This is a genomic window from Rothia sp. HMSC061D12, from assembly GCF_001836735.1.
In the GTDB taxonomy this organism is placed as follows: Bacteria; Actinomycetota; Actinomycetes; order Actinomycetales; family Micrococcaceae; genus Rothia.
On the sequence record NZ_KV830309.1, the window covers coordinates 1 to 17,932 of the forward strand.

Consider the following 17,932-nt stretch of genomic DNA (forward strand, 5'->3'; position numbering starts at 1 on the left):
ATAGCGTCCAAGTTTCGGGGCGCAGTTCAAAGGGTTGCGCGTCCGGGGCTTTGCTGTGCCCGTACATGAAGCGTAGGGGCTGCCGCGTTTTCCGGATGCGCCCTCAGGGTGTCAGCCCGGACGCTCTCCGCAGCGGAGCAAGGAGAGGGCGGAGCGTCCGGGTGACGGGTGCCCCTTGCGTAGGCGCGGAGGAAATATGCGGCAGTCCCTTTTTGTACGCGTTTAGCTCTGCTGCGCCAGGTAGTTCAACAGCGTGGCGGTCAGCTCCGGGTCATGCGCCAGCGCCGTGCCGTTCAGGTGAGTCACCGGTGCAATCAGACGCACCGACGACGCCAACCACACGCCGTCCGACTCAAACAAATCCTGCGGGTAGAGCGGACCGAAGCCCAGCTCCCAACCGGCCTGGCGTGCCGCCTCGAACACCGCGCCCTGCGTGGTGCCGGGGAGGATGCCGTGGCTCGGCTCGGGCGTGTACAGCACCTTCTTGCCGTCCTCAATCTTGGCGACCAGCACCGAGGAGGTGGCACCCTCCAGCACGCGACGCTCGTCGGTGATGAAGATAGCGTCATCCGCGCCGCGTTCCTGCACGTATCGCAGGACCGCCATGTTCACCGCGTAGGAGAGGGTCTTCGCACCCGCCAGCAGCCACGGGTAGGCGCTGTTGTCCATCGGCTCGTGGCCGCGCGGCAGCAGCATCGCCTTCACGCCCTCGGTGCGGCGCTTCACGATGGATGCGGGCACCGGCGACGCCATAATCAGCGTGTACGGGCCCGGCTGCATGGAAGTCACCGCCTGGGTGGGGCCGCGCGAAATAATGATCTTCACGATGTGCTCTTCACCCAGCGCCGTTTCGGCACCGGGGGCCGCCTCACGCATGAGGCGCTCCACCGCCGAACGCAGAATCTCGGGTTCCGGGTCGGGTAGATCCAACATGCGCGCCGATGATTCGAGGCGGGACAGGTGCATGCCGAGCTTACGCACGCGACGGTTGACGGACAGCATGGTCTCGAAGACACCGTCGCCGCGGGTGAAGCCCTGGTCATCAACGCTGATGAGGGGCACGGACGGGTCAACGAAGATGCCCTGCGGGTTCTGCTCGTTCAGAAGAATTACGGTACTAGACATAGTTTTATTGTACGTTCGCTACTGGTTCCTGAAAGGGCTCAGAGGGTGCCGCGTTTTCCGGAGGTGCCTGTACCTTCCTGTTCGGCAGTAGCGGGTGGAGCCGCGTTTTCCGGAAGCGCCCTCAGGGTGCCCGAAGCGAAGCAAGGGCGGGTGTCGTCTCCCAAGCAGAGCTAAACACGTACAAAAAGGGACGGTATTATCCGTAGCGACATCAGGGTGTCCGAAGCGAAGCGAGGACGGGTGCCCCTGTAGGAGCGAGGATGATGCCGTCCCTTTTCGCATATCTGGAGAAGCGCTGTAGGAACGAGGACGAATACCGTCTCCCAAGCGGAACCAGAAACGAAACGGACTAGCCCCAGAGGAACTGGATCGTACCCGCCGCAATAGATGCACCGTACGCAACAGCGATAATGACGGCGGCAGCAATGCTCACATGCACATCACGCGGCGAATAGGACGGCACACGAGCCCAGGTGCGTTCGCCTGCGCCGAAGCCGCGCGCCTCCATGGTGATGGCGAGGCGGGAGCCGCGGCGGATAGCCTGCACGAGCAGGGCGAAGCTTTGCCCGCCAAAAGTTTGGGCGCGTCCGGCGAGGGATTGGCCTGCACCGAGTCCGCGGGCGCGTCGTGCCTGGCCGAGGGCGTTCCATTCGGCGAAGAGAATGCCGACGAGGCGCAGGGCGGCGACGGTGGCGAGCACGAACCGGGAGGGTAGTTTGAAGGTTTGTGCGAGGGAGTCGCCCAGGTCGGTCGGGTCGGTGGTGAGTACGAATGCGAGGGTGGGTAGGACCATGGCGAGGGAGCGGATCATCATGGCTGCGCCGACGGCGGCGGAGTCGGTGGTGATGCTGTTGAAGCCGAGGTCGAGGATGGTGGTGCCGCTTTTGGCGCTGAGCATGGCGACGGACCAGCCGGTGGTGATGACGGCGATGAGGATGGGCCAGAAGCGGGCGAGGACGTTGACGGGGCGGAATCCGACGAGGATGAATCCGAGCAGTTCGAGGGCGAAGAGGATTCCGGAGGTGAGGGGGTCGCGCACGATGAGTGCGGCGATGATGAGGGTGAAGGAGACGATGAGTTTTACGCCGGCGTTGAGGTTGCTGAAGTAGCTGGTTCGGTCGATGGTGCCGAAGAAGTCGGTGTTCATGCGTTCTCCTTTCCGGGGGTTGCGGTGGCTTCGAGGGTGATGTGGTTGCCGCCGAGTGCGGCGGTGTAGTCTTCGTCGTGGGTGATGGAGATGATGGCGGTGCCGCCTGCGAGTAGTTCGCGGATGAGGTCGACGAGTTCTGCCCAGGTTCGTGCGTCTTGGCCGAAGGTGGGTTCGTCGAGGATGAGGATTTTGGGTGCGGTGGCGAGTGCGGAGGCTACGGAGAGTCGTCGTTTTTCGCCGCCGGAGAGGGTAAAGGGGTTCGCGTCGAGTAGGTGGGTGAGGCGTAGGCGAGTTGCGAGTTCGTTGGTGCGGGCTGCGAGGTCGTCTTCGTTGAGGGGTTCGCGGGTGAGTGCGGCGAGTCGGCGGGGGCCGAGTTCGAGTTCTTCGCGTACGGTGCCGCGGATGAATTGGTATTCGGGTTCTTGGAAGACGTAGCCGATGCGGCTGAGCATTTGGGCGGGGGTCCAGGTGGGCACGTCCCAGTGGGCGCGCTCGCCGCCGTGGTTGCCGCCGTGGTTGCCGTCGTAATTACGGAGCGCGTCGGTGGCGGTGAGGGTGCCGTTGGGTGCGGTGAGGAGCCCTGCGAGGGTGAGGGCTAGGGTTGATTTGCCGGCGCCGTTGGGTCCGAGCACGCTGAGGTGTTCGCCGGCGTGCAGGGTGAGGTTGATGCCGCTGCGCAGTACGGGCAGGTCGGTGGGTACGGGTGCGGGGGTGTCGCCGAGGCGTTTGATGGTGCGTCGGCGTGCGCGTCGTTGTTTGGGGGTGGGTTGTGCGCGGGTGATGCTGAGGTTTTCGGCGCGAAGTAGCGCCTCGCCGTGCTCGCTATCGCTGTCGTTCTGCGGCGCACGCGGCACGTAGTTGGGTACCCACACGCCTGCGTCGATGAGTTCTTGGCGGGCTTCGGTGAGTACGGTGTCGGGTGCGCCGTCGTGGGTGATGGTGCCGCCTTCGCCGAGTACGATAATGCGGTCCATGTGCGGCGCCCAAATGCTCACGCGGTGTTCTACGACGAGCAGGGTCGCGCCGGTCGCCTCGGCAGCGGTGAGGATGCTGTCGCGTACTTCCTGCACGCCGGAGGGGTCGAGGTTGGCGGTGGGTTCGTCGAGGATCATGGCGCCGGGGTGCATCGAGAGGATGCCCGCCAGGCCGAGGCGCTGTTTCTGCCCGCCGGATAGCGCACTGCTGGGGTGGTCGAGGGGCAGGTGGTTGAGCCCTACTGCGGTGAGGGCTTCGGTGACGCGGCCCCAGATTTCTTCGCGGGGTACGCGCAGGTTTTCGGGGCCGAAGGCGACGTCGTTGCCGACGGTTGCCATGACGATGGAGGATTCGGGGTCCTGCTGCATCATGCCTGCGGTGCCGCGCGCTTCGGCGGGTGCTTGCCCGTTGATGGTGATGGTGCCGCCGGCGGATTCGCCGTCGTCATCGTGGAGCACACCGGCGATGGCGTGCAGGAGCGTCGATTTGCCAGCGCCGGAGGTGCCCAGTAGCAGGACTTTTTCACCGGGGTTGATGGTGAGGTTGAGTCCGCTGATGACGGGTTCTGGGCGTCCGGGGTGGTGCCAGCTGAAGTTGTTGAGCTCGATGCGCGCCCCGCGCGGTGTTGCTTCCATGATGGTTCCTTAGCCTTGTGGCTGCTGTAGTGTGCCGAGTGGTGACTCGTGGTGAGTGACTAGTTGGTGGCTAGTTGCTGGTGGTTAGCGGCGGGTCTTGCCGGATGCCAGCGAGGAGAGCACACCGGTCTTGGCGAGGTTCTGCACGAGAATCCACGCCAGGAAGCCTGCGATAACTGCACCGGAGATGACGGCGCACGCTACGTAGATGATTGCCTTGACCGGTTCCATGTCGGGGTAGTAGATGAAGATTTCGTTAACGCCCATGAACAGGCCGCTGAGCGCACCAGCGAAGATGGCGACGGTTGCGTTCCAGCGGCGGTAGCGGAAGATTGCGAAGGCGATTTCAGCGCCGACGCCCTGGAAGAAGCCGGCAATCAGGATTTCGCCGCTCCACGCGCCGCCGGTGAAGAGTACGGAGATGAACGCTGCGACGATTTCGCCGAAGAGCGCGGCACCGGGCTTGCGGATGAGCAGGCCGCCGAGGGTACCGCCGAGCAGCCATGCGCCGGCGACGATGGGGCGGAATTCGGGTGCTGCTACGAGTGCGGTTTTGGCGGCGGGGCCGACTGCGATGTCCCAGATCCAGAAGATGACGGCGCAGGCTACTGCGATAACTGCGGCGATAACGATTTCGTTGACTCGCCAGCGCAGGTTCGGCTTCTTCGCTTCTTCCTGGGTAGATGCCTGGGAGGCGGGGGTTACGTTCTGTGACATTGGTGATCCTTCCGTCGTTGGAAGGGGAATGTCCTCGCCCTCTGATTGGACGAGGGCATTGAGAAGAAATTCGACTCCCTACGCCGGTACTAACCGGATCAGGTTCGAGGGTCTGCTTAGCACTCTCAGCGCCTCGGTGGCGCTCCCCTGTCGTTTGGGGTTCCTTGTCCGTGCCGTTGTGGTGCGGGTGGAAGCCCAGGTTCGATTGTAGGCGTGTCTGGCTGTTCGTGCCAATTTGCCGCTTTTTGTTTCGTTCTTCTGCCCGCATTACAGAATTGCACGGTGTACAATTTTGGGACGGAGAGGCTCCAAGGCGGCACGAACGCCTTAAACCCTATACGCTAGGGAGTGGCGCTCTTTTCTCACCCAACCCCGAAGGGGTTCACGGGCAGGACGCCGCATCGTATACAGCTAAGGAGATACACATGAACCCCGTCGCTAAGCTTGCTATTGCGGGTATCAACATGGGCGCTGCTGCCCTGGTTGGTAAGGGCCTGGGCGCAGCCTGGACTAAGGCTACCGGTAACCAGCCTCCCGCCATTTCCCACGAGTCTGAAGACACCCTGCGTCAGGTCATCCTCTGGACCGTTCTGACCTCCGTCGCAGGTGCTGTGGTGAGCTTCGGTATTGCTCGCCTGCAGCGTCGTTTCTTCAACTAAGACTTTGCGCCTTCCGCGCGAAAGTTCATGAACTAGGCGGTACGTATCTTCGCTCGGTACGTACCGCCTGGTGTTCCCTCTTCAGCACGCCCGCCCCACTTCAGCCGGTTTCATGCCGCCGCTACGCTGAAGCGCCACCTCGGCATCCGAAAGCACAACTATGACTATTTCTTCTCCCCGTCGTAAGACGAAGGCTCCGCGTAGGGTCGTTGACCACGCGAACAGCCGCCGTTCGGTCGCGTCCTGGGTCATGTGGGATGTTGGTTCGTCGAGCTTCGACTCGATTATGACGACCTTCATTTTCACCGTGTACCTGACCAGTAGCTACTTCGGCACGCCCGAAGAGACCTCTTCGGCGCTGTCGCTGGGTCTGACCATTGCCGGTTTCCTCATTGCGATTCTGGCGCCGGTCACCGGTCAGCGTAACGACAAGTCCGGCAGGGGCATCTTCTGGCTCGGCGTGAATACCATGCTGTTGGTCGGTTCGATGGCGGCGTGCTTCTTCGTGGGCCCCACCCCGCAGTACCTGTGGCTGGGTGTCGCCCTGATTTCTGCGGCGAGCGTGTTCAGCGAGTTCGCGTACGTGAACTACAACGCGGTGCTGCCGCGCATCTCCCACCCGGAGAATATCGGTAAGATTTCGGGCGCCGGATGGGCTGCCGGCTACATTGGCGGCATCCTGGCGCTGGCTGTGGTGCTGTGGGGTTTTGTGCTTACCCCCGAGGTGCTCGGCCTGAGCACCGATAACGCCCTGAATATCCGTGCGGTTGCGCTGTTCGCAGCCGCCTGGTGTCTCATCTTCTGCGTGCCGCTGCTGGTGCGTATGCGCACCCGCGAGCGCTTCCTGCCGGAGGTGCTACCCACCCGCGAGCTGCGCTTCCTGGAGCTCGGTATGGAGCGTCTCTCCCCGGCTCGTCAGGGCGGTCTGCTCGCCTCCTACAAGGCGCTGTGGCGCACCATTAAGCGACTGAAGATGACGTCCCCGCAGACCCTGTGGTTCCTGATTGCTTCGGCGGTGTTCCGTGATGGTCTGTCCGGTATTTTTACGTTCGGCGGTATTCTCGCGGCGGGCACCTTCGGTTTCAGCACTTCCGATGTGATTCTGTTCGGTATTGCCGGTAGCGCCGTCGCCGCGGTTGGTGCGATTCTGGGCGGCTACCTGGATGACTACCTGGGCCCGAAGGCGATTATTGTTATCTCTCTGGTCGGCATTATCTTGGCGGCTACCCCGCTGATGTTCTTCCCCGAACCGGGCGTGTTCTGGGTATGCGCCCTGTTGCTGTGCCTGTTCGTGGGCCCGGCGCAGTCCGCTTCCCGCACCTTCCTGGCTCGCCTGGCTGATCCCGGTACTGAGGGTGAGCTGTTCGGCCTGTACTCGACCACCGGCCGTGCCACCAGCTTCCTGGCACCGATGCTTTTCGGCCTGTGCGTGAGCCTCATGGGCGCGCAGATTTGGGGTGTGCTCGGCATTCTGATTGTTGTGGTGGCGGGTCTGCTCCTGCTGCTGCCGGTGAAGGCTCCCGGTCCTCTGCGTGTGCGTGCGGCTCGCCGCGAGCAGAAGCGTGAGCAGAAGCGCCGCGACAAGGCAGCCAAGTAAGGCGACTCAGTAAGGCTGCTCAGTAAGGCTGCGCGGGGCTAAACACCCCGCACCCCGCAAACGCAACCTCGCAAACACAACAGGAGGGGCGGGTAGAAGATAATTCTTCTACCCGCCCCTCCTTCGTGCTTAAGCAGTGCTTATTCGGCGGTGCTCATCAGCGGAGAACCGCGGTGGCTAGTCCTCCACCACGTCATCCTCATCATCAGAGACAGCATCCTCAGAAGAGTCCAGCGCAATCTGCTGCTCTTCCTCATCCAGAACCTCATCACTGGTCATCTGAGCCCAGGTTGCGTCATCAATCAGCGGATCATCAATCACACGAACCCACAGCATCGAACCAGCCGCCAGGGCGCTCAGGTTCTCGTCATACGCCTCAGCAGGCAGACCCTCAAAGATCTCAGCCAGACGCGCAAACAGGTCATCGTACGAAATGTCGCCCTCAGCCTGCAGCCAGCACTCAGCCGCAAACTCAGACAGCTCATTCAGCTCAGTGTCACACAGCAGCATGAACGGGCCGTCCTCGCCCACACGCACACCCGAAGTACCCGGCATACGAGACACCGCAATCGTACCGTTCAAGAACACACCCGGCAGGTGATCCTCAACCGTGTACTTCTCCAGGCTCTCAACCTCATCAGCGTTCGGCAGCTCACCACCATTCAGCAGATCCTGAACCAGCGGCAAAGTATCCTCAACCTCCGAGTACACCAGGCGCCACACGCCACCGCAACGCTCCACCAGCTTAGCCAGCGACACAACACCCTCAGGGTGACGCGCCAGCCCCGAACTCTGCTCACTCAAGAACACCAGAGCCTCATGCAGTGGAACACGCTCAAAATACGGCTCAGAAGCCGACTCATCACGAGAAATGAACACAATACGCGACAACTCATAGCTGAGATCATCACAATCAACCACGTTCAGACCCAGATCCACCGGGTTCTGCTGATCCTTCGGCGCATTCGGGTCAACAATCACAGACAACGGCTTCGGATACGGCGACACAACACCCTCATCCGAAATAATCGCAGTCTCATCAGTCAGGTACGCAAACTTCGAACCCAAGAAACGCGACGCAGTCGTCTTACCGCTACCAGAAACACCCACCAGCGCAACAGCGCGCTTCGACTCAGGGTCACCAATAACAGCCGCATGCAGCATCACACCGCGACCAACCAGCTGCTCAATCATCGCCAACGTAATACGGCTCGTCAGATCCTGCATACCTAAATCATCATCAGCCACACGCAGCGTCGAAACCTTATCAAACGAACCCATCAACGGATTCGCCAAATCCATCACCGACTCATCAGTCGGTGCATGAACCAACATCACCTGATCAAAACGAGACAACGAAGCATACGCCTCATCAGGAGTATCAAAAAACTCCGGAGCAAGAGGCTCCCACGCCTTCTTAAAACGCTCCACAAAAGAGTCCGACATATCAATCAGATACAAAGAAACTTCCGCGCCAGCAACACGCAGAACAACAGGCTTCAGATTCATCAAAAATCCTTAGAGAGTGAGAGATAAAAACCCGCACGCGAGTGAACGCACGAGCACAACAGACGGAAAAACCGCCCGACGCGGGCGCACAAACACACAGCCTGCACGCCCGCACCCCAAAACGGGAAAGACTAAGACTCCACAGAACCATCCGCAGGAATCATCGTCTGATGAAAATTCAAATAACTACGCGAAGCAGTCGGGCCACGCTGACCCTGGTAACGGTTACCATACGCACCAGAACCATACGGATGCTCAGTCGGGCTACTCAAACGGAAGAAACACAACTGACCAACCTTAGAACCCGGCCACAACATAATCGGCAAAGTCGCCATATTCGACAACTCAAGCGTCACATGCCCCGAAAAACCAGGATCAATAAAACCAGCCGTAGAGTGAGTCAACAAACCCAGACGGCCCAACGACGACTTACCCTCCAAACGGGCAGCCACATCATCAGGCAGAGTCACCTTCTCATACGTAGAACCCAACACAAACTCACCCGGATGCAGAATAAACGGCTCATCAGGAGCCACCTCAACCAGGCGCGTCAAATCCTCCTGCGGCTGAGCAGGATCAATATGCGGGTACTTATGGTTATCAAACAGACGGAAGAAACGATCAATCCTCACGTCCACACTTGCAGGCTGAATCATCGACTCATCGAACGGATCAAGAACGATGCGCCCATCAGCAATCTCTTGACGAATATCGCGATCTGAAATAAGCACGTTTAAAGGATACCTGGCAAACACCACCCACGTGCAGGCATCCACCAGCCCCAGCACACAGGCCTACATCACATTTCAACCCCGCCGCCCCGCCCACAAACAGCCGCAACACATTTCACCCCCAGCAAGCAGGCACGATACACTGAAAAAGATGCGGCTGTAGCTCAATGGTAGAGCGCACGCTTCCCAAGCCTGATACGCGGGTTCGATTCCCGTCAGCCGCTCTCCACCCCCTTACCAGTTCGGTAAGGGGTTTTTGTTTTGGGTTGCTTTGGGTATGGCTGGTCGAGGCGGTATGTTCCTTGCTCCTGCAGGGAACCCGTCCTCGCTCCGCTTCGGACACCCTGATGTCGCGACGGAACATACCGACCTCTCCCCTACTAACTCTCTCCCCTTCTCCGGGCAGGTGGAGTAGTGGGTGCGGCTGCGCGGCTGGGAACGAACCGCGGTCCCTCGGCTTGGGAAGAGTGTGCGGGAACGGGGAGGGGGAATACTGGGGTGAGGTACCGCAGACAGCTCGCCAAGAATGAACATTAAGTTGAGGGCATTGCGGTGACTCCGTATGGGAGGTCAGGGCACCTTCCTGCGGGCTCGCGACAAGAAGGTTTCAGCACGACCATTCGCGCACACACCTCACAACGCTTGAAGGATGTTCAACTCACCACACAGTTGTGCTAACCTAACCACAGAAATTCAACGAGAGAATTTCTAAAAAACATCTACTCGACGAGGAATCGTAGACCCGCATGACCCGCGAAACGCACCCCTACACCACCCCCGCACGCCCCCTCGCCCTGAACCTCTACCTCGTCACAGGCGACAACCCCCTCGAAACCGTCCGGGCAGCCAAACACGCCACCTGCATCCAAGTCAGGTCCAAACCCATCAGCGCGCGTGAGCTCTACCAGCTCACCGAAGCTATCGCCGGCATCATCCAGCCGCACCAGACCCTCCTCATCGACGACCGTGTAGACGTCGCCCTCGCGCTGCGTGCCCGCGGCGTGCGCGTTGACGGTGTGCACATCGGTCAAGACGACCTGCCCGTAGCCGACGCCCGCGCCCTCCTCGGCGCCGACGCAATTATCGGCCTGACCACCGGCACCCGGCAGCTCGTCGAAGAATCCAACAAAATCGCGCACCTGATCGACTACATTGGCACCGGGCCGTTCCGCCCCAGCCCCACCAAGCAGTCCAACCGCCCGCCCCTCGGCATTGAGGGGCTCCGCGAACTTGCCGAGCTGTCCACCGTACCGACCGTAGCTATCGGCGACATCACCCCCAAAGACTGCCCCGCCATCCGCACCACCGGGGTCGCCGGAATCGCCATGGTCCGCGCCTTCGTCGACAACCCCGCGCTGCAGGCATAGCCATGACCATCACCATCATTGGCGGCGGAATCATTGGCCTCACCACCGCGTTTGAGCTCACCGAACGCGGCGAAAACGTGCACCTCATCGACGCCGAAACCGGCGACTACGGCACCGCCGACGACGGCACGGCGCTCTACCCCGCTGCCAGCCACTACGCCGGCGGCATGCTCGCGCCCATCGCAGAAGTGCAATTCCAGCAGGACGCGCTCTTCCCGCTCATGACCGCCAGCGCCGACGCCTACCCCTCCCTCATGGGCAGGCTCAGCCGCGCCACCGACCTGCCTACCGGCTACGACACCACCGGCACGCTCATCATCGCAGCCGACCGCGCCGACGCCGAGCACCTGCAACGCACCCGCACCTACTACCGGGACATGAACCGCCCCGCAGACCCCGTCACCCCCACGCAGGCACGCGCCCTCGAACCGCTCCTGGCGCCGCGTATCGCCGGCGCTGTGAGCATCCCCAGCGACCATCAGCTGCACCCGCGGCTCATGAGGCGCGCCCTCAAAGACGCCCTCACCCGCCGCGGCGTCACCTTCAGCACCGAACGGGTCACCGACCCGGACGCGGGCGACATTATCTGCACCGGACTAGGGGCAACACTGCACGGGGACTACCCGCTACGCCCCGTCTACGGGGACATTCTGCGTCTGCGCGCCCCGCGGCCCATCCTCAAGCATGTGGTGCGCGGCTACGTGAACTCCCGCCCCGTCTACCTCATCCCCCGCCCCGACGGGGAGCTGTGCATCGGCGCAACCAGCCGCGAAGACCACCGCACACTACCCGCCATTGACGGCGTACACCAGCTGCTACGTGACGCAATCCGCCTGGTGCCCGCTGTTGAAGAGTGCGAGCTGCTGGAGGCGAACGTCGGCGCCCGCCCCGGAACCCCGGACGACCTGCCCATCTTCGGGCACCGTACCCGCGCTGATGGCACCCGTCAGCTCGTGTCCACGGGCTATTTCCGCCACGGTATTCTGCTTGCCGCGCTCGCCGGCAAGGTGGGCGCGGAGGTCGCCTGCGGGGCTGAGATTCCGCCCATCATGCAGGCGTGCGACCCGGCACGATTCACCCACTAAACACCCCAGCCGGGTGCACCCGGCGCACTCACGAAAGGATTCCGCATGATCATCACCTACAACGGCGAGCCGCTAACCACCAACGCCCGCACCGTATTTGACCTTGTCATGGACCAGTTCGGTACCGAAAATGGTGTGGCTGTGGCGCTCAACCGCAGTATCGTGCCGCGTTCCACGTGGCTGGATGTACCGCTGAACGAGGGCGACAGGGTGGATGCCCTCACCGCCGTGCAGGGTGGCTAATTCTCCAGCTTGTACGGGCAAACCACCGGCGAATACCTACCGACAAATACCTGCCGGAGAAAAAGAACAGCCATTCTCGGTTTTCTTTCTACACCGGGCGCGCCGCCGCGCCCACACACCTAAACCCCGTTATCTAGACGTTCCCACAGAGGAGAACACCATGAGCCTCACACCGCTCACCATCGGCGACCGCACCTTCAACTCCCGCCTTATCATGGGTTCCGGAGGCGCAACCAGCATGGACCTGCTCGAGCAGGCACTGATTGCCTCCGGCACCGAAATGACGACTGTCGCCATGCGCCGCCACGCCGCAGGCACCCCTATTTTTCCGCTTCTGCAGAAGCTCAATATTGCGCCGCTGCCCAATACCGCCGGATGCCGTACCGCAGCGGACGCGGTGATGACCGCGATGCTCGCCCGCGAGGCGCTGGGCACTTCCTGGGTGAAGGTCGAGATCATCCACGACGAAGACACCCTGCTGCCGGACACCGTGGAGCTGCTGACCGCTTGCGAGCAGCTGGTCGCCGAGGATTTCACGGTGCTCGCGTACACCTCTGACGATCCGGTGGCTGCCGCTCGCTTGGAGGATGCGGGCGTTGCGGCGGTTATGCCGTTGGGCGCGCCGATTGGTACCGGCCTGGGCATTTTGAACCCGCACAATATTGAGCTGATTGCTTCTCGCGCGCAGGTTCCGGTGGTTCTGGATGCTGGCGTGGGTACCGCCTCCGACGCGACCCTGGCGATGGAGCTCGGTTGTGATGCGGTGTTGTTGGCGTCGGCGGTGAACCGTGCTGAGGATCCGGTTGCGATGGCTCAGGCGATGAAGTTTGCGGTGCAGGCGGGCGCGTTGGCGCGTGAGGCTGGCCGTATTCCGGTGCGTGAGCACGCGAAGGCGTCGTCGCCGTCGGAGGGTTTTGTCTCGTGGATGTAAACCTCACCCCTACCCCGGTGAATCCGGAGCATGCGCGCCTGGATCGCGAGCGCACGGACCGTCAGCGTCGCCTGCCGGGCTTTGATCAGGATGCGGTGGCGGCTGCCCGCGTGTTGGTGATTGGTGCTGGTGGTTTGGGTTGTCCGGTGGTGCAGGCGTTGGCGGCGGCTGGTGTGGGGTATCTGCATATTGTGGATTCTGATTCGGTGGAGCTGTCGAATATTCAGCGTCAGCCGCTTTTTGGGGTGTCTGATGTGGGTGAGCCGAAGGCGGAGGTAGCGGCGCGCCGTGCTCTGGAGTTGTGCCCGTCGTTGACGGTTGAGACGACAATCCGGCATGTGGATGCGTCCTGGATTTTGGATCTTTTCGCCGCGTCGGCACCGGATTGTGTGGTGGATTGTACAGATACGTTTGCGTCGAAGTATCTGATTGCGGATGCCGCGCAGGTTGCGGGTCTGCCGCTGGTGTGGGGCACGGTTTTGCGTTTTGGCGGTTCGGTGAGTCTTTTTGAGCCGGATGGCGCGCATTTGCGTGATATTTTTCCGACGATTCCGCAGACGGTGGAGTCGTGTGCGCTTGCCGGAGTGTTGGGCGCGACGACGGCTGTGGTTGGCTCGCTGATGGCGACGGAGGTGCTCAAGTATGTGAGTGGTCTGCCGACGGCAGCGGGCTCCCTGCTGACGTATGATGCTTTGTCGGGTACGTGTACGTCGTTTGGGGCGGTGCCGGATCCGGCGCGTGTGGTGCCGGTGGATTTGTCGGCGCATGAGGTCCCGCAGGTTCTGCTGGATGTGCGTGAGGTGCCCGAGCGTGAGGAGTCGGTGAAGCATGAGGGTTCGATGCATATGCCGCTGTCGCAGCTGAGCGACGCTGAGGGGTCGCTGTTGCCGGCAACCGACGTGCCCGCGGAGTTGTTGAGCCTGTTTGAGTCGGTTCGTGATCAGCGTGTGGGCGTTTTCTGTGCCTCGGGTGCGCGAGCGCAGCGCTTTGTGCAGGCGTATGCGGAGCTGGCGGGCGAGTACGGGGTGCGCCTCACGGCACTGTAGAGATGGTTTCCCCATGTGCAGGGCGTAAAATCGTGTATAACACGGCGGCACGTCGCGCGGTTTGTTCTGCCTAAAAACTGCCGCTGCCGCATCCTCTTTTCACACACTCACTCTAGGAGTTTTATGCTCACCGTCTCTACTGTGCCGCTTGTTTTGTGTACGGCACTTGTTGCGTTGACTTTGCTGATTAGCGGTATTGCTAAGGCGAAGGACCCGCAGAGTACCGTGACCGGTATTCAGAATCTTGGTTTGGAGAAGATCGCGCCGACCCGTGCGGTGTCGCTGATTTTGCCGTGGTTCGAGATTGCCCTGGCCGCCGTCCTGCTGCTGTCGCCGGTGCGTTTGCCTGCGGTGATTGCTTCGGGTTTGGCGTTGATTCTGATGCTGTTCTATACAGTGGTGATTGCGCGCGCTCTGGCGACGGGTCGTACTGCGGGTTGTAATTGTTTTGGTTCTGAGTCGAATGCGCCGGTGAGCCGTTATACGCTGGTCCGTAATGTTGCGTTGCTGTTGGCGGCGGCTGGTGCGCATGCGAGTGCGTTGAAGGGTGGCACGGGTGTTGTGTCGACTCTGCTGGGTCTGGGTAATAGCGGCTGGACTTGGGTTTTTGGTGCGGCGCTGATTGCTGTGACGTTGGAGGCTGTTCGCCGCGGTGATGCTCTTGCGCAGCCGGAGCCTCAGGCTGAGGTGATTTTGCCGGAGCCGGTGTATGACGAGAACGGCGAGGAGCAGTATGTTCGTATGCCGATTCCGCATGCGGCGCTGTACCTGGAGAATGGTCGTCACACGAATTTGCGTGCGTTGGCTAAGAATCAGGCGCGTGTGCTGGTGTTTGTGTCGGCGACCTGCGCTGGTTGTGTGAAGTTTTTGAAGACGATGTCTTCGTGGCAGGAGCGTCTGCCGCAGGTGGCGTTGCATCCGGTGTATTCGAGCCTGGAGTCGTTGCAGACCTCGCGTAATGCGGGTACGTTGCCGGAGGGTTTGACTCCGTTGATTGACCGTGAGGCTGGTGCGCGCGCGAATTTCGGTAATGGTGTGCCGTTGGCTGTGGTTTTGGGTGCTGATGGTCTGATTGCTGGCGGCCCGGTGGCTGGTAATGAGCAGGTTGAGGCGCTGCTGACTGATATTGAGGAGCAGTTCGCTGAGGCTGCTCGTTTGGCTGAGGAGGAGCGTGAAGAGCAGATGCGTAAGGCGCTTGCTGAGGATACGTCGAATACTGAGGGCGACCACCTCTAAACGCGTCCCTATCGTTTAGCCTCTGTAGCGTCCGTTCCCCTCCCGTAGCCCCGTCCGGCTCTTACTGCCCTTACCGGCAGACGCCGGGTGGGGCTATGCTAGTACGTAGCGCACACACCGCTTATACGCCGCGGTCACCTCGCCGGGTGGCGGCTGGCGCGTCCTCAACCCTATCAAAGGAGTTTTTATGGCAATGATGAGTTTCAACGCTCCGGGTGAGCGTGAGAAGTCCCTGTGGCTGATCCGCAAGGAAAGCAACCCGAATCACTCACAGTGGTACATTGACCGTTTTAAGGCGATGGAGGCTGAGGGTAATGATATGGCCGGTGAGTCTCGCCTAGTGAATGCGTTGGCGTCTCGTGGCGCGAAGATTCTTGATGCGGGTTCTGGCCCTGGTCGTGTGGGTAAGCAGCTGCACGCGTTGGGTCACCGTGTGACGGGTGTTGATATTGATCCTGAGCTGATTGAGGAGGCGCGCCGCGTCTGCCCGGAGGCTACGTGGATTACTGCTGATTTGGTGGATTTGCCGGAGGTGCTGGGCATTGAGGGTGACGCTACGGCGGAGAATGGTTTTGAGCTGCTGGTGTGTGCGGGTAATGTGATGGGTTTCTTGGCTCGTTCGACTCGTAAGCCGGTGGTGGAGAATTTCCGTCGCGTGTTGGCGCCGGGTGGCCGTGCGGTGGTTGGTTATGGTTCGGGTCCGGGCCGTGATTATGCGTTTGAGCAGTTCCTCGCTGATGCCCGCGAGGTTGGCCTGAACTTGGATAACACCTACTCTTCATGGCAGATGCACCCGTTTGTGGAGGGCTCTTCGGAATTTTTGGTGGCGGTTCTGTCGCGCCCGGCGAGCTAGCCTCCCCTATTCAACAAGCACGCTAAACGTATATAGCTAGGCATTGAGAAGGCCCGGCACCTACCCCGTGTGGGGTGGGTGCCGGGCCTTTGCACGTTCGGAAGATGCGCATCCGAAAAGAAGCACCGGTGAAGAGTGGGTGTTCTAGTGGATGAGGTAGATAGTGCGGGCGAGTTCTTCGGGCATGAAGGATGCGGCGAAGAGGATCGCCACGATGATGACGGCGAGTGCGGTCATGAGGCTGGAGCGCCAGCCGGGGTGCAGCTCGTTGAAGGTGATGAGCCCCTTGTGTTCTTTGTCCATGTTGACCACGTTGATCTGCTTGTAGATGGTGGTTTGGGCGGAGAGTTTGGAGGAGACTTCTCGCATGGTTTTGCCGTCCCAGACGCGGCCGTCGACGCGCATGAGCTGTTTGCCGTCTTTGTCGACGGCCCACATGGCGGGGAAGCTGCGGTAGCGTAGGCGGCCAGCGACGGTTTTGAGTTTCTGGCCGTAGGCTTTTTTGGGGTAGAGCTTTTCGACGAAGATGGTGTGGTCGATGTTTTCCAGCGGTACGGCGAACCAGCCGAAGGTGCGTGCGCGGAGCACGTGGGTTTTGGTGATGACGATGATGGTGGGTTTGAGGACTGAGTAGAGGTTTACGCCTGCGATGGTGCCGATGAGCAGTACGAGGATGGTGTACGGCAGGGCGGGTCGCTTGTAGAAGATGAAGGCGAGCGCGGCGAGTAGCACGATGGTGCCGGGGAGTGCCGCTTCGATGCGCCTGCCGTAGGAGCGCATGCGGGGGTGGAATAGTTCTGTGACTTCGCCGTATTTGGCGGGGACTTCGTGAGCGCGTTCTGCCATATACACAACTTTAGTGTGTGCGGTGCGTGAAACCTAGCGGACTACCTGCGTTACTCTGGTTCTATGCGTAATTTTTCTCCCGTGGAGCGGGTCCTGGCAATGTGGATGGTCGGTGTTGTGGTGGCGGTTTCTGTGGCTGCTGCGGCGCTGGTTATGACGAATAAGCTGGTGTATGGTCCGACGGGTCAGGTGCGGGAGTATTTTCATGCGTTGCGTACGGGTAATGGTTCGTATGCGCGTGGCCTGTTGGGTGCGCAGATCCCTGAGGGTGACGCGTCGCTGCTGGATGGGGATGCTTTGAGGCGTTCGGTGTCTTCGTTGGGTGAGGTGTCGTATGAGGTGGTGGAGACCAGCGAGGATGGTGAGCATGCGACGGTGCGTGCTTCCTATACCTTGGAGGGTTCGCAGCAGCATACGGATTTTCGGTTGCATCGTGCGGGTACTCATTGGGGCTTTTTTGATAAGTGGGCTATTGATGAGGCGTCTTTGCCGTCGGTGAAGGTGAATATTCAGGGTGTGGAGGCTGCGACGATTAATAACCGTAAGGTTGCGGTGGATAAGGGCGTGGCGTCGTTCCCGGTGTTTTATCCGGGCGTGTATGCGGTGTCGTATGATTCGACGGTGTATACGGCGCAGAAGGTGAATGAGGTGGTGACTGCGCAGGATGCGAATCATGCGGTGCGTATGGAGTTGAAGCCGAGTGATAATGCGTTGTCGTCGGTGAAGGAGCAGGTGCAGGATCATTTGAAGAAGTGTACGCAGCAGAGCACTCTTTATCCGGGTGGGTGCCCTTTTGAGTATGCGTTTACGGGTCGTGTGGATTCTGAGGTGAAGTGGTCTGTGGTGAAGGTTGCGGATCCGCAGGTGAGTGTGAGTTCGGCGGGTGTGTGGTCGTTGAAGCCGATGTCGGGTACGGCGAAGGTGTCGTTTACTCAGTTGGATTTGTTTACGGGTGAGCGTTCGCAGGTGCAGAAGGAGATTCCGTTTACGTTGAAGGCGTCGGTGGAGGCGGATGCGAAGGCGGTCCGAGTCTCCTTCTAAGGACGAACAGCGAGAGCCAGTATGCTCTGAATGCGACATCAGGGTGCCCGAGCGAAGCGAGGGCGGGTTCCCTGTAGGAGCGAAGAGCATACTGGCTCGTGGCTTATATGGGTTGAGAAAGGGCCGGTGTTATCCGTAGCGACATCAGGGTGTCCGAGCGAAGCGAGGACGGGTGCCCCTGTAGGA

General features: G+C 60.8%; 17 protein-coding genes, 1 tRNA gene and 1 riboswitch. Of the genes, 11 read left to right on the top strand and 7 right to left on the bottom strand.

What is annotated here, in order from left to right; all coding sequences use genetic code 11:
• Positions 1 to 222: 222 nt before the first annotated feature.
• From HMPREF2682_RS07910 to HMPREF2682_RS07925, 4 genes are all read right to left on the bottom strand, one after another.
• Complete coding sequence (locus tag HMPREF2682_RS07910; protein ID WP_049350526.1) at positions 223 to 1,125, bottom strand: aminotransferase class IV; 903 nt, start codon at positions 1,123 to 1,125, stop codon at positions 223 to 225.
• A gap of 349 nt (positions 1,126 to 1,474) precedes the next feature.
• Entirely contained in the window at positions 1,475 to 2,272 is a 798-nt protein-coding gene (locus tag HMPREF2682_RS07915) for an energy-coupling factor transporter transmembrane component T family protein (RefSeq protein WP_049328094.1), read from the bottom strand.
• On the bottom strand, positions 2,269 to 3,885 hold the full coding sequence (locus HMPREF2682_RS07920) for an ABC transporter ATP-binding protein (protein ID WP_070833056.1): 1,617 nt from the start codon (positions 3,883 to 3,885) through the stop codon (positions 2,269 to 2,271). Before HMPREF2682_RS07920 ends, HMPREF2682_RS07915 begins: the two co-directional genes overlap by 4 nt.
• An 84-nt stretch (positions 3,886 to 3,969) precedes the next feature.
• Positions 3,970 to 4,602, bottom strand: a complete 633-nt coding sequence (locus HMPREF2682_RS07925) for an ECF transporter S component (protein ID WP_070833059.1) — start codon at positions 4,600 to 4,602, stop codon at positions 3,970 to 3,972.
• Positions 4,603 to 4,660: 58 nt separating this feature from the next.
• Positions 4,661 to 4,761, bottom strand: a riboswitch (TPP riboswitch).
• Positions 4,762 to 5,027: 266 nt separating this feature from the next.
• Between HMPREF2682_RS07925 and HMPREF2682_RS07930 the strand changes: the two genes are divergently transcribed.
• Both HMPREF2682_RS07930 and HMPREF2682_RS07935 read left to right on the top strand, forming a co-directional pair.
• The gene (locus HMPREF2682_RS07930; RefSeq protein WP_049338540.1) at positions 5,028 to 5,261 is read left to right on the top strand and encodes a DUF4235 domain-containing protein; all 234 of its coding nucleotides are present in this window, start codon (positions 5,028 to 5,030) and stop codon (positions 5,259 to 5,261) included.
• Positions 5,262 to 5,421: 160 nt separating this feature from the next.
• Positions 5,422 to 6,858 carry an MFS transporter gene (locus tag HMPREF2682_RS07935; protein WP_070833062.1) on the top strand — a complete coding sequence of 479 codons (1,437 nt, stop codon included), beginning with the start codon at positions 5,422 to 5,424 and terminating at the stop codon, positions 6,856 to 6,858.
• 177 nt (positions 6,859 to 7,035) lie between these two features.
• On the opposite strand, the gene HMPREF2682_RS07940 is transcribed toward HMPREF2682_RS07935, so the two are convergent.
• Positions 7,036 to 8,367, bottom strand: a complete 1,332-nt coding sequence (locus HMPREF2682_RS07940; RefSeq protein WP_070833065.1) for a P-loop NTPase family protein — start codon at positions 8,365 to 8,367, stop codon at positions 7,036 to 7,038.
• A gap of 131 nt (positions 8,368 to 8,498) precedes the next feature.
• On the bottom strand, positions 8,499 to 9,098 hold the full coding sequence (gene dcd, locus HMPREF2682_RS07945) for a dCTP deaminase (RefSeq protein ID WP_005509013.1): 600 nt from the start codon (positions 9,096 to 9,098) through the stop codon (positions 8,499 to 8,501).
• A gap of 153 nt (positions 9,099 to 9,251) precedes the next feature.
• Between dcd and HMPREF2682_RS07950 the strand changes: the two genes are divergently transcribed.
• From HMPREF2682_RS07950 to HMPREF2682_RS07985, 8 genes are all read left to right on the top strand, one after another.
• Positions 9,252 to 9,322: transfer RNA gene (locus HMPREF2682_RS07950), tRNA-Gly, on the top strand.
• Positions 9,323 to 9,844: 522 nt separating this feature from the next.
• A complete protein-coding gene (locus HMPREF2682_RS07955) occupies positions 9,845 to 10,465 on the top strand; it encodes a thiamine phosphate synthase (RefSeq protein WP_070833068.1) in 621 nt (206 codons plus the stop codon).
• A gap of 2 nt (positions 10,466 to 10,467) precedes the next feature.
• On the top strand, positions 10,468 to 11,550 hold the full coding sequence (gene thiO, locus HMPREF2682_RS07960; RefSeq protein ID WP_070833071.1) for a glycine oxidase ThiO: 1,083 nt from the start codon (positions 10,468 to 10,470) through the stop codon (positions 11,548 to 11,550).
• A gap of 45 nt (positions 11,551 to 11,595) precedes the next feature.
• Positions 11,596 to 11,793 carry a sulfur carrier protein ThiS gene (thiS, locus tag HMPREF2682_RS07965; protein ID WP_049328087.1) on the top strand — a complete coding sequence of 66 codons (198 nt, stop codon included), beginning with the start codon at positions 11,596 to 11,598 and terminating at the stop codon, positions 11,791 to 11,793.
• A 160-nt stretch (positions 11,794 to 11,953) separates the two neighbouring features.
• Positions 11,954 to 12,724 (top strand): thiazole synthase, encoded by a 771-nt coding sequence (locus HMPREF2682_RS07970; RefSeq protein WP_070833074.1) that lies wholly within the window; start codon positions 11,954 to 11,956, stop codon positions 12,722 to 12,724.
• Positions 12,715 to 13,770: a HesA/MoeB/ThiF family protein gene (locus tag HMPREF2682_RS07975; protein WP_070833077.1), complete on the top strand. Its 1,056-nt coding sequence runs from the start codon at positions 12,715 to 12,717 to the stop codon at positions 13,768 to 13,770. The genes HMPREF2682_RS07970 and HMPREF2682_RS07975 overlap by 10 nt, the downstream gene beginning before the upstream one ends.
• A 123-nt stretch (positions 13,771 to 13,893) precedes the next feature.
• Positions 13,894 to 15,006, top strand: a complete 1,113-nt coding sequence (locus HMPREF2682_RS07980) for a MauE/DoxX family redox-associated membrane protein (RefSeq protein WP_070833080.1) — start codon at positions 13,894 to 13,896, stop codon at positions 15,004 to 15,006.
• Between the two features lie 187 nt (positions 15,007 to 15,193).
• The gene (locus HMPREF2682_RS07985) at positions 15,194 to 15,859 is read left to right on the top strand and encodes a class I SAM-dependent methyltransferase (protein ID WP_070833083.1); all 666 of its coding nucleotides are present in this window, start codon (positions 15,194 to 15,196) and stop codon (positions 15,857 to 15,859) included.
• A gap of 144 nt (positions 15,860 to 16,003) precedes the next feature.
• Here the strand turns inward: HMPREF2682_RS07985 and HMPREF2682_RS07990 are convergent, their stop codons facing one another.
• On the bottom strand, positions 16,004 to 16,705 hold the full coding sequence (locus HMPREF2682_RS07990) for a hypothetical protein (protein WP_070692113.1): 702 nt from the start codon (positions 16,703 to 16,705) through the stop codon (positions 16,004 to 16,006).
• 63 nt (positions 16,706 to 16,768) lie between these two features.
• On the opposite strand from HMPREF2682_RS07990, the gene HMPREF2682_RS07995 reads away from it, so the two are divergent.
• On the top strand, positions 16,769 to 17,746 hold the full coding sequence (locus tag HMPREF2682_RS07995) for a hypothetical protein (RefSeq protein ID WP_012904141.1): 978 nt from the start codon (positions 16,769 to 16,771) through the stop codon (positions 17,744 to 17,746).
• Positions 17,747 to 17,932 lie beyond the last annotated feature (186 nt).